10 protein-coding genes are annotated in these 11,195 nt (G+C 63.2%); 6 read left to right on the top strand and 4 right to left on the bottom strand.

Features of this window, described 5'->3' with window-relative positions; all coding sequences use genetic code 11:
- Window positions 1-382: 382 nt before the first annotated feature.
- Together HMPREF2526_RS02390 and HMPREF2526_RS02385 are read right to left on the bottom strand one after the other, a co-directional pair.
- Complete coding sequence (locus HMPREF2526_RS02390; protein WP_049156609.1) at window positions 383-1,027, bottom strand: rhomboid family intramembrane serine protease; 645 nt, start codon at window positions 1,025-1,027, stop codon at window positions 383-385.
- A 71-nt stretch (window positions 1,028-1,098) separates the two neighbouring features.
- Entirely contained in the window at window positions 1,099-1,629 is a 531-nt protein-coding gene (locus tag HMPREF2526_RS02385; protein ID WP_046648667.1) for a peptidylprolyl isomerase, read from the bottom strand.
- A gap of 69 nt (window positions 1,630-1,698) precedes the next feature.
- Between HMPREF2526_RS02385 and HMPREF2526_RS02380 the strand changes: the two genes are divergently transcribed.
- Window positions 1,699-2,349 carry an HAD family hydrolase gene (locus HMPREF2526_RS02380; protein ID WP_070545615.1) on the top strand — a complete coding sequence of 217 codons (651 nt, stop codon included), beginning with the start codon at window positions 1,699-1,701 and terminating at the stop codon, window positions 2,347-2,349.
- A 4-nt stretch (window positions 2,350-2,353) separates the two neighbouring features.
- Here HMPREF2526_RS02380 and metE read toward each other — a convergent pair whose 3' ends face one another.
- Together metE and HMPREF2526_RS02370 are read right to left on the bottom strand one after the other, a co-directional pair.
- Entirely contained in the window at window positions 2,354-4,618 is a 2,265-nt protein-coding gene (gene metE, locus HMPREF2526_RS02375) for a 5-methyltetrahydropteroyltriglutamate--homocysteine S-methyltransferase (protein ID WP_070545613.1), read from the bottom strand.
- On the bottom strand, window positions 4,615-5,538 hold the full coding sequence (locus HMPREF2526_RS02370; RefSeq protein WP_070545611.1) for a methylenetetrahydrofolate reductase: 924 nt from the start codon (window positions 5,536-5,538) through the stop codon (window positions 4,615-4,617). Before HMPREF2526_RS02370 ends, metE begins: the two co-directional genes overlap by 4 nt.
- Window positions 5,539-5,902: 364 nt before the next feature.
- Here HMPREF2526_RS02370 and HMPREF2526_RS02365 point away from each other — a divergent pair, with 364 nt between their 5' ends.
- The 5 genes from HMPREF2526_RS02365 to HMPREF2526_RS02345 all read left to right on the top strand — a co-directional run bounded on the left by HMPREF2526_RS02365 (window position 5,903) and on the right by HMPREF2526_RS02345 (window position 11,127).
- Window positions 5,903-6,745 (top strand): hypothetical protein, encoded by an 843-nt coding sequence (locus HMPREF2526_RS02365; RefSeq protein WP_046648673.1) that lies wholly within the window; start codon window positions 5,903-5,905, stop codon window positions 6,743-6,745.
- A 166-nt stretch (window positions 6,746-6,911) separates the two neighbouring features.
- On the top strand, window positions 6,912-7,115 hold the full coding sequence (locus HMPREF2526_RS02360) for a hypothetical protein (RefSeq protein ID WP_049156598.1): 204 nt from the start codon (window positions 6,912-6,914) through the stop codon (window positions 7,113-7,115).
- An 83-nt stretch (window positions 7,116-7,198) separates the two neighbouring features.
- Entirely contained in the window at window positions 7,199-8,773 is a 1,575-nt protein-coding gene (locus tag HMPREF2526_RS02355; RefSeq protein WP_070545610.1) for an ABC transporter transmembrane domain-containing protein, read from the top strand.
- Entirely contained in the window at window positions 8,770-10,578 is a 1,809-nt protein-coding gene (locus HMPREF2526_RS02350; protein WP_070545609.1) for an ABC transporter ATP-binding protein, read from the top strand. Before HMPREF2526_RS02355 ends, HMPREF2526_RS02350 begins: the two co-directional genes overlap by 4 nt.
- Before the next feature lie 18 nt (window positions 10,579-10,596).
- Window positions 10,597-11,127 carry a GNAT family N-acetyltransferase gene (locus HMPREF2526_RS02345; RefSeq protein WP_070545608.1) on the top strand — a complete coding sequence of 177 codons (531 nt, stop codon included), beginning with the start codon at window positions 10,597-10,599 and terminating at the stop codon, window positions 11,125-11,127.
- Window positions 11,128-11,195: the final 68 nt, after the last annotated feature.

Below are 11,195 nucleotides of genomic sequence, written 5' to 3'. Positions count from 1 at the left end.
CACTACGTGTCCACGATTTGCGGGCAACCCCACCTGGTGGTTGTCGGCGGTGGGACGGGATTTTTCCGCACTAAATTGACCTAAGTCATGCCAAACACCCCGCAACCAGAGCACTGTTAACACCTTGGGTACAAAGTTATCCACAGGGTGGGGATAACTCTGTGGACAACGAATTCCACAGCCTTTCTCCACACCCTGTGGATAAGTGTTTTCACGCTTCCCACAGCCCGCACAAAAACTTCGAACACAACCTAATACGCTGCTGATCTGCGGTTATCTTGGCCCACACGTTCGGTAAATTACAAAAATGTAGTTATCCACAATGTGGATAACTGATGTGGAATTCTTTCGCACAAAGGTTTTGGTGGATAACACGCCCAAGTTATCCCCAAAGCCCAGCTCCCAGCGCCGCTGCAACAACAGCTATCGCCCCGATAAGCCATATCCCTAGCCAACGCAGCCACGCGCGCTGACGAAAGAGAAATGGTGCCAACAGCAGTCCTGTGAACAAACCACCCAAGTGCCCCCACACGGAGACGTTCTCCGCCACGAAGCTGTAGATAACGTTGGCCACCACGAGGACGATGGGCGCTCGCAGATCCAGACCGCGGCTGCGGTACACACCAATGAGTAGTCCCATGAGCGCAAACAGGGCGCCGGAGGCGCCCACCGTGGGTGTGCCGAAATCCATCCACAGCACTGCGGCGGAAGAGCCCACAATGGAGATGAGATAGGCCGCTACATACAGCGCGCTGCCCAGAGCGCGCTCTACTTCCCTGCCCACAAAGAACAGCATCACCATGTTGACCAAAAGGTGCCCGGCATCGAGATGCATAAAGCCTGCGGTAATGACAGTTGTGGGGTGCTCGGACACTTCAGGGCCCCACAGCGTCCAATCTTGGGCCAGCAAGCTGCGATAGTAGGGCGTAGAGAGGGTCTTGGCCTGGATGGCCGTGACCAACCATGCCCCAATGCACAGCACCATGAGCACCAGAGTGGCCGGTGCTGATTTCAGATAGTTCTTCACGCAGACTCCTAAAACAACGAGCCCGCCACCACATCACGTGGCAGCGGGCTCAGATGAAAAGCTAAGAACGCTTAGGCGATCTCGATGGACTCGATGACGACGTCCTCAGCCGGACGGTCCATGCGGTCGGTGGAGACCTTAGCAATCTTGGACACGACCTCCTGGGAAGCCGGGTCGGTGACCTCACCGAAGATGGTGTGGTGGTTGTTCAGGTGCGGGGTCGGCGCCACGGTGATGAAGAACTGGGAGCCGTTGGTGCCCGGGCCGGCATTCGCCATGGCCAGCAGGAACGGGCGGTCAAACTGCAGCTCCGGGTGGAACTCATCCTGGAACTGGTAGCCGGGGCCGCCACGGCCGGTACCGGTGGGGTCACCGCCCTGGATCATGAACTGGTCGATGACGCGGTGGAAAATAGCGCCATCGTAGAACGGGCCGGACTGCTCGCCCTTGGCGTTCTGGGTGGTGTAGTCCTTCTCGCCCTTGGCCAGGCCGATGAAGTTCTCAACGGTTACCGGTGCGTGGTTACCGAACAGGTCGATAACAATGTCACCGTAGTTGGTGTGCATCGTTGCAGTTGCGGTCTTCTGAGTCATGCCAGCCATTGTATGGAAATTTCGCCCGGTGCGTCGTTCCGGCACAACGCTGTGAGCGATCTGCGTAGGGTTACAAGCATGATCCGCGCCGTTCTCTTCGATCTCGATGACACCCTCATGGACCACACCGCCGCGATGCATGCGGCCGTCGAGGAGTGGCTGCCGGGCGGGCATCACGAGCGCTTCGCGGAGATCGAAAAGAAATGGTTCGCCGCCTACGAGCGCGGCGAGGTGTCTCATCAGGGCCAGCGCGTAGAGCGCTGCCGCGAGTTCCTGGGCCGCCCAGAGATGACGGAGCAGGAGGCGCTGGCGGAATATGACAAGTATCTGGCCGCCTACGAGAAGCATTGGCAGGCGCTTGGCGACGCCCTCCCCACCCTCCAGCATGTCCTATCCCGCGGCCTCAAGGTCGGTGTGCTGACGAACGGGGCCCGTGAGATGCAGGAAGGAAAGCTCAAGGCGGGCGGGCTCGACCTGCCAGGGGTGGAGCTCTTTCCCACCGTGGAGATGGCTAAGCCAAAACCGCACCGAGAGGCCTACCTCGAAGCCTGTCGGCGCTTAAAGGTGGAACCGGGCGTCACTCTCATGGTGGGTGATTCGGTGGCCAATGATGTCGAGGGGGCCCGGGCCGCAGGGCTCCAGGCGCTGCACTTCGATAGGGCCGGAAACGGAGACATCGCCGCGCTCAGCGAGCTGACGGCGATGGACGGTTTAAATCTTTGGATTTAAACCCCTAGAGGCTGGCGCGGACCTCCTCGCGGGCGAGGACCATGTTGCGCAGGGAAGCCTCGGTCTCCTCGTAGCCGCGGGTCTTCAGGCCGCAGTCCGGGTTGACCCACAGGCGCTCGACCGGCACGTTCTTGAGTGCCGCGCGGATGAGCTCGGCCATCTCCGCCACGGACGGGATGCGCGGGGAGTGGATGTCGTAGATGCCCGGGCCGATCTCGGAGTGGAACTTCTCATCGATGTCCTCCAACAGCTCCATGCGGGAGCGGGCCGCCTCGATGGAGGTGACGTCGGCGTCGAGACCGGCAACGGCGTCGATGATCTGGCCGAACTCCGAGTAGCAGAGGTGCGTGTGGATCTGGGTGGTCGGCTTGGCCTCGAGCGCTACGAGGCGGAAGGAGCGCACCGCCCAGTCGAGGTAGGCCTTGCGGTCCTTCTCGCGCAGCGGCAACAGCTCGCGCAGGGCGGGCTCATCGATCTGGATGATGTCGATGCCGGCCTCCTCGAGGTCGCGGACTTCGTCGGCCAGCGCCACGCCGAGCTGGTCGGCGGAGACGGACTGGTGGACATCATCACGCACGAAGGACCAGGCCAGGATGGTCACCGGGCCGGTGAGCATGCCCTTGACGTGCTTCTCGGACAGGGACTGCGCGAACTTCGCCCACTCGGTGGTCATGGCCTTCGGGCGGGAGATGTCGCCGACGACGATTGGCGGACGGGTGCAACGGGAGCCGTAGGACTGGACCCAACCGTTCTCGGTGACGACGAAGCCGTCGAGAAGCTCGGCGAAGTACTGCACCATGTCGTTGCGCTCCGGCTCGCCGTGGACCAGGACGTCCAGGCCCAGGCGCTCCTGCAGCTCGATGACGGACTTCACCTCGTTGCGCAGTGCCTCGGTGTAGTCGGCGTCGGAGAGCTCGCCCTTGCGGTGTGCGGCGCGGGCGGCGCGAATCTCAGCAGTCTGCGGGAAGGAGCCGATGGTGGTGGTCGGCAGCTGCGGCAGGCCGAGGGCCTCCTGTGCCTTGTTGCGCTCGGCGAACTCCGGCTGGCGCTGAACCTGGCCCTCCGGCAGCTGCGCGGTGCGGTCCTGCACTGCCTGGTCGTGGGTGCGGGAGGACTCGGCGCGGGTGCGCACGGCGCGGTCGGCCTGCGCATAGGCCTCCGGGGTGTCCAGCGGGCCGGCGGCGAGTGCGACGACCTCGCGGATCTTCTCATCAGCGAAGGCGAACCAGGTGGCGACGTCCACCGGAAGGGAGGTCTCCGCCTCCACGGTGTGCGGCACGTGCTGGAGGGACACGGAGGTGGTTACGGAAACGCCTTCGCCGAGGCTCTCGAGCTTCTCGCGCAGGTCGCGCAGGTTGGCGGCCCAGACGTTGCGACCGTCGACCAGGCCGGCGGCGAGGTGGGTGGCCTCGGCGAGCTTGGCCACGCGCTCGAGGTAGGAATTATCTAGGGCCAGGGTGCCGACGGACAGATCCACCTGGACCGCTTCCGGCTGCAGCTCGGCGATGACATCGAGGCCAGCGTTGAGGGAACCATAGGGCGTGGTCAGGTAAACCTGCGGGCGCTTCTCCGCGCTCAGGATGCGGCCGTAGGCACTCTTGAGTGCGGCGGCGAGGGTGGAGTCGTCAGCGGCGGCGAGGTCGGCGACCAGGGCGGGCTCGGCGAGCTGAATCCATTCGACGCCGGCGTCGTGAAGCTCAGCCAAGACGGTGAGGTAGGACTCGACTGCCTGATCGAGGTGGTCCAGGGGCTGCTTGGTGGCACCCTCGGCCTGCTTGGACAGCGCCAGCAGGGTCACCGGACCAACGAGGACTGGGCGCACGGTGTGGCCGGCGGCGCGGGCCTCCTTGACGATCTTCAGCACGCGCTGCGGGCGGGCGCTAAAGGTCTGGTCATCGGTGATTTCGGGAACGATGTAGTGGTAGTTGGTGTCGAACCACTTGGTCATCTCCAGCGGCGCGGTGTCCTTGTTACCGCGGGCCAGGGTGAACTCATCATCGAGGCTCTCGCCCTGAGCAGCGCCCACGGTCAGCGCGGTCTCGAGGACATGGTCGTAGTAGGCAACATCGGCCGGGATGGCGTAATCCTCAGTGAGGCCCAGCTCCTTGAGGCGGGCGTAGGTGTCGAGGCGCAGGGAGTGCGCGGCGGATTCGAAGGTCTCGGCGTCGATTTTGCCGGACCAGTAAGACTCCAGCGCGCGCTTGAGCTCGCGGTGGGCACCGACTCGTGGGTAGCCCTCAATCGTGGCCTTGGGGAAGGATGCGGTCATGGGATGACTCCAATTCGATGTAGCAGGTCAGTCGTAATGTCTGGATTGTTGTGCGTGTAGATGTGCAGCCCGTCGGCGCCGGCGTTCATCACCGACTTCGCCAACGAGGCCGTAATCTGCATGCCGATTTCTTTCTCTTCCTCGGGGGAGGTCGCTGCCGCGAGCTGGTCAAGGACCTTGGTCGGCCCGTCCAACCCGGACAGCTGGCACATTCGCTCCACCCGAGCACGGCTGGTCATCGGCATGATCCCGGGGATGAGCGGAATGCGCACACCCGCCAGCCGGGCGCGCTGGGCGAAGCGGACGTAATCCTCCGCGTCGAAGAAAAGCTGGGTAATGGCGAAATCAGCGCCCAGGCGCTGCTTGGCCAAAAGGACGTCGATGTCCTCGTCCGGCGTGGCGGACTCGGCGTGGCCATTGGGATAGCAGGCCACACCCACCGCCAAGCGCCCGGCCGCCAAGCGCGCCACGCGGTCCGATTCCCAGCGGCGAATGAGCCGGACCAGGGAATCAGCATGCGGCAGATGACCTTCGGGCATGCCGCCCTCCGGCAGGTCGCCGCGGAGGGCGAGGAGGCCGCGGACGCCGGCGTCGACCAGCGTGTCGATCCAGCCAACGAGCTCTTCCTCTGTGCCGGCGGTGCAAGCCAGGTGGGCCAAAGGACGCATCGCGGTATCGCGCGAAATCTTCTCAATAAACGCCGCGGTTCCCTCCAGCCACCCGGAGCGCTGGGAGCTGGTGACGGCGATGTAGTCGGGGTTATACGCGGCGAGCGTGGCCAATAAGCGGTCAATCTTGGCGGCGTCCGCATCGTGACGCGGCGGGATCACCTCGAAAGAGAGAGCGGTGCGCTGTGGACGCTTAGGCGTATCTTCGCTGATTTGGTCTAGTGGCGCGGATGCGGAAAGTCGCGGGGACATGCTCACCTCCTCTGCAGGTTATCGTTGTTTATCGTCGGTGTTGATGTCCCAAAACGTACCAAGCTGTCCATTTCTCGCGAAAGCGTTTTAGCATTGGTAATACCTTTAGAACCCAGTCAGCTGCGCCGTTAACGCAAACCCACAATGAATAAAAACCCGCCTCATCCGTACAAAGCTGTCTATTTTCTTTGAACAGCTCGCGGCCTTTGCGCATATGGTGGCGGGACCTGCGCGCCGCCACTACGCTGAAAGGGAGTATCCAGCGCGAACGCGGGCACACCCCGGTTCGGCGCCGACAATCACTCCATAAACAGTTGTCCAACACAAATCACCTCAGTATTGACATAAAGGAGCACCTGAGCCCATGAACCCCGCCGCCCTGTCCACAGCCATCAGCGCCACCTCCGCCCTGGTGGAGCGCCTCAAGGAACGCCGCGATGAAAAGGCTCGCGAGGCCTACTCCGTCCTGGAGACCGCCGCCGCCCGCATGGAAGAGCGCGATGGTGATTGGTTCTCCGAGGCCCGCCGCGAAGCGGGTGCCGTAACCAAGGCCGCGCACTCCCGCCTCGAGCGCGCCCTGGAGGAGCTGAAGGAACGCAGCGAAGAAGCCACCGAAAAGCTCTCCGAGGCTGCCGCGGAGGCCCAGGACAAGGCCTCCAAGCAGTGGGAGAAGACCCAGAAGCAGGCAGAAAAGAAGGCCTCCAAGGCCCGCAAGCAGGCTAAGAAGAAGGCTTCCAAGGCCGAAAAGAAGGCCCGCCGCATCAGCGGTAAGGACAAGAAAAAGGGCTCGAAGATCTGGCTGATCTCCGCGCTCGTTGCCGCTCTTGCTGCCATCGGCGGCGGCATCTACTACTTCTTCACCCAGAAGAAGGAGAAGGAGTCCGCCGTCCCGCCGCGCGTCGAAGACTTCTCCTCCCCGTCTGCACCGCAGGGCTCCACTTTGGTCTACACCTCCACCACTGAGGACGATGCCAAGAAGGAGTCCGACCTGGCTGAGGAAGGTGTCGTCGAGCGCGACGAGGAGCTGCTGGGCTCCCTGGATGAGCAGCTGGCCAAGCACCGCGAGGAAGAAACCGCTATTCAGGACGCCGTCGAGACCGAGATCGAGGTCAGCAACGCCGACAAGAAGGATGCCGACACCTCCCGCATCACCGACGACCACGAGTCCGAGGGCAAGCACCGCCTCCACACCGAAGAGGAGAACTAATCCCCCATCCTTGGGGGTGCGTGTTTCGTTGCCTTGATCTCACTCCTTTGCCTGCACGGGCCCGACCTGCTTGAATCGAGGGTTAATCGGCATCGATCGTGAAGGATCGGTGCCCGCGCGCAGTTTTGCGCCGCCACCGTATCAGCAGCAGGCAAGGAGATCAGGAATGAGCTTCGAATCACTCATCGTCAAGCTCAAGAGTGGGGACACCTTCTATTTTCCGGCCGGTGCCGTCAGCGGTGATCCGTCCACCCGCGTGGATAACCTGCGCTTTGCCATCGAAAACGGCACGCAGTTCACCTCCGTCGATGACTACGGCGTCGACCGCGAGTTCAACGGCTACGACGTGGACAACTACCACTTGGCTTAAGCCGCGCAACCCGTTACAGCGATCCTTCTTTGCTGTAATCTGAATCACCACCGTATGCGCATTCCGCTATAAGATGAGTCCTTATGACTCACTATCCACGCATGCGGACGTGGTCGTGGTACCTCCCCGATGAACCACCTACCGGGGAGGTATCCCTCACTGAGACCACCGACTTCTCTCGGCCCGGCGCCGCCACGTGGCGGATGCTCGGGGCCCAACGCACCGGCGTCATCGGCATCTTCATCGCCACCCTCATCAACGCACCGCTGGGCGCATTGGTCTCGGTCATCATCGGCCACACTACGCAGTATGCCTTTTCCGATCCCTCCTGGCGCACCGTAGCCTTGCCGCTTGCGGCCACCGCGGTCATCCTCTACGTCGCCTATATCTGCGAAGCCACAGCGGATGCTTTCACGGATCTGAGTCAAGCCCGCACCACCCACACGCTGCGCCTGAATCTGCTGGATAAGCTGCTGGGTGCCTCGACCGCCGGAATTAGCCCCGGCCGGCTGCTCAACACGATGGATGAGGATTCGCACTACATCGGCCAACTCAAGCAGATCCTCAACTTCCCACTGGTCATGGTGGGCTACCTCTTAGGCGCCGTGGTCAGCCTCGCCCCGGTTTCCTGGCAGGTCTCCGCCGCCCTGCTCATTGGTGCCCTCGCCACCGCGCTGGCCTCGTGGGCCACCACCAAGCCGCTGACCAAGGTTGCTGCGCGCCGCCGCCAGCTGGAAAACACCGCGTTATCACTCGCCACGGACTTCGCCCAAGGTTCCCGCGTTATCAAGGGCCTGGGCGCCAAGGACATTGCCCGCCAGCGCTTTTCCGACGCCGCTCACGAAGCCCTAACCACCATGCTCCACGAGGCCAAGCTGTCCTCCCTCATGGCCTGGGTGCGGCAGATGGTCCCCGCCTCCTTCGCGGTAGGCATCCTGGCCTGGACCTCCTGGGAAACCTTCGAAGGCCACATTGCCCCCGGCGGCATGATGGCGATTACCATGCTGGCTCCTCCGGCATTGACGGCGCTCGGCGTATCGCTGGGCCTACTAACCGAAAACTGGGCTAGAGCACGCGCCTCCGTGGAGCGTGTTGGCGAGCTGCTCGGCCAGCTCGATACCACTACGGAGAAGACAACCGGCACGCCCATCGAGCTCTCCCCTGGCCTGCACGTGTGGATGCCCACGACCGCCGAGGGCCGCAGCACCGTGGATTCCTGGGTGCGCTACCTCAACGACAACGGCGCTTTGTGCCCGCCGCACCGCATCTCCGTGCTGGAAGGCACCTTGCAGGACAACGTCGATCCGCTGCGCGCTGCTACGACACCACAACGCCACGCTGCCTTGCACGCCTCCGCCTGCGAGGACATTGTTATCCGCCTCGGCGGGCTGGGCCCCGACGGTGAGCTGCCCACCGCACCCATCGGCGAAGCCGGCCTCAACCTCTCCGGCGGCCAGCGCCAGCGCGTCGCCCTGGCCCGCGCACTCGCACTCGATCCCGACGTTCTCGTACTCGATAACCCCACGACGGGGCTGGATTCGTTGACCCTGGCGGACGTCGCCAAGCGCGTGCGCGAACTGCGCGCCGACAAGACCACCGTGGTCATCACCTCCGCCTCCACGTGGGCCGCCAACGCCGATGAGGTGGTGGAGCTATGAGCAACCACCCCACCACCACAGACCGCGCGGATGCCCTCGCCCCCGCCTCCCCACAAGAGTGCCTGCGTTTTCTGAAGACCCTGCCCAGTGCCCCTAGCAGGCTCGGCATCGCCCTCTTCTTCGGCCTTTTTACCGTCACCGTCATCATGATGAACCTCGTCTCCCAGGTGCTCGGCCGCGTCGTCGACATCGTCCAGGGCGTGGAGCTCCCCGTCCTTGGCACGGGACGCACAGCCATGGTCGGCGCACTCATCGTCATCGCGGTGGGCTTCCTCGTGGAGGTCACCGGCCGCACCCTGGGCCGCTACCTGGTCACCTCCACCACCCGCCGCCTCTCGGTGGATCTGCGCACCTCAGCGCTCGATTCCGCCCTCGGTGCCCCCGTGCCGGCCGTCATGGAACTAGGTACCGGCAACATCATCACGCGCCTGTCCAAGGACATCGACACCGTGGTCATGGCCATCTCCATGATGGGTGACCGCCTAGTGCTCACCCTCTTCATGCTGCCGCTGACCGCGCTCATGATGATCTTCATCCACCCCGCCTACGCCCTGCTCTTCATTGCGGTGAGCTGCCTGCTCTACCCCTTCATCCGCGGTACCATGCGGGATATCCCCGCCATCGCCAACGAAGTCTCGTCAGTAGAGGCCTACCGCAACAACGTGCTGTTGGACACCATCCGCGCGCTGGAGACCCTCCGCCAGTTCTCCCTCAAAGACTGGGCACACGCGCGCATGGAGCGCTACTCCTGGGACACGGTACAGGCCTGGGGTGACAAGGTTCCACTCATCAACCGCATCGTTGGCCAGGGTGCCCTCGCCTTCGCGGTGCTGCTGCTGGGCTCTGTCCTCATGTCTGTGCCCATGGTGATCTGGGGCTGGCTGACCCCTGGTGAGGCCACCGCCGCCGTGCTCTTGGTCATGCGCCTAGAGATCCACGTCTTCAACATCCTCTTCTTCGCCGGTGAGATCCAGCATTCCGTGACCTCCCTCGGCCGCGCCGTCGCCCTGGCCACCCTCGAGGACAGCGCGCACACCAGCGCGAACCAGAAGGACACTCCCCGGCTTAGCGACGCCCCCACCATCACCATCGAGCACCTCTCCTACGCTTACCCCGGTGGGGCGCCAGTGCTTAACGACGTCTCCCTGACCCTCACCGCCGGCACCACCACCGCCCTCGTGGGCACCTCCGGCGCGGGCAAATCAACCCTCGCCTCCCTCGTCGCGGGCCTGCAGTACCCCACACAGGGCACCATCAGGCTCGACGGGATTGATACCGCCACGGTGCCGAATACCTGGATCACCGAGCACGTCGCCCTCATTACCCAGGAAGTCCACCTTTTCTCCGGCACGCTGCGCAACGACCTGCTGTTGGCGAAACCCGATGCCAGCGATGAGGAACTGTGGCGCGCGCTCAATACCGTGGGCCTTGATGAGAATTCCCGCTGGCTTCCCCAAGGCCTAGACACGCTCATCGGCGCCGGTAACGAAGAGATCGGCGCGGAGGCCGAGCAACAGCTCTCACTGGCCCGCATGATCCTGCGCCAACCGCCAGTACTCATCATGGATGAGGCCACCTCCGAGGCCGGCTCCGAGCACGCCGAGGTACTCGAACACGCCGCCAAGGCCGTCACCAAAGACCGCACCTCACTCGTCGTTGCCCACCGCCTGGACCAAGCCCGCGAGGCCGACCGCATCATCGTCATGGAACAAGGCCAGATCGTCGAGGACGGCACCCACGCCGACCTTATCGCTCTGGGCGGGCGCTATGCCTCGGCCTATGCCCAGTGGGAGCATGGGAAATAGGTCTTCTCCGCGCCTACCATGGAGCTCATGCATCTTCTTTCCCTTACTGAAGCCGACCGCACCTATCTGGCCCGTATCAACTTCCTTGCCGATACTTTCGGCGATGAGCACAAGGAACTTCCTGAAGGTTTCGAGGAAGGTTTCGACTATTACCTCGGTGGTTGGGAGCCTTCCCGCGGAGGTTTCATCGCTTGGGAGGGCCACGTCCCCGCCGGTGGAGTCTGGCTGAACTGGGGTACGGCTGAGCGCCATGGATTTGGACACGTGGCGGAAGGTATTCCAGAGCTCGCCTTGGCCGTGGAGCCCCGCTTCCGGGGCCAGGGTGTCGGTACCCTGCTGATCGACGCCGCCACCGACCTCTCCCGGGAGATGGGCGCCCCGGGCATCTCACTCTCAGTGGCTAAAGACAACGACCGCGCACATCGCCTTTATCTCCACCTGGGTTTCGAGCCAGTCAGCGAGAGGGACGGCCACATCGTCCTAGTCAAGCGCTTCGACAGCAACGCCAATGCCAAAGACATCAATAAGGCCACATCAGAAGACAACTGATCAACAAGACCAGAAAGACCAGAAAACCTAAAAGGCGGGCTTAAGGGACATTTCGTGTGGATAAACCG

Source organism: Corynebacterium sp. HMSC070E08 (genome assembly GCF_001808895.1).
GTDB classification, from domain to species: domain Bacteria; phylum Actinomycetota; class Actinomycetes; order Mycobacteriales; family Mycobacteriaceae; genus Corynebacterium; species Corynebacterium hiratae.
This window is presented reverse-complemented; position numbering and strand designations above follow the sequence as displayed.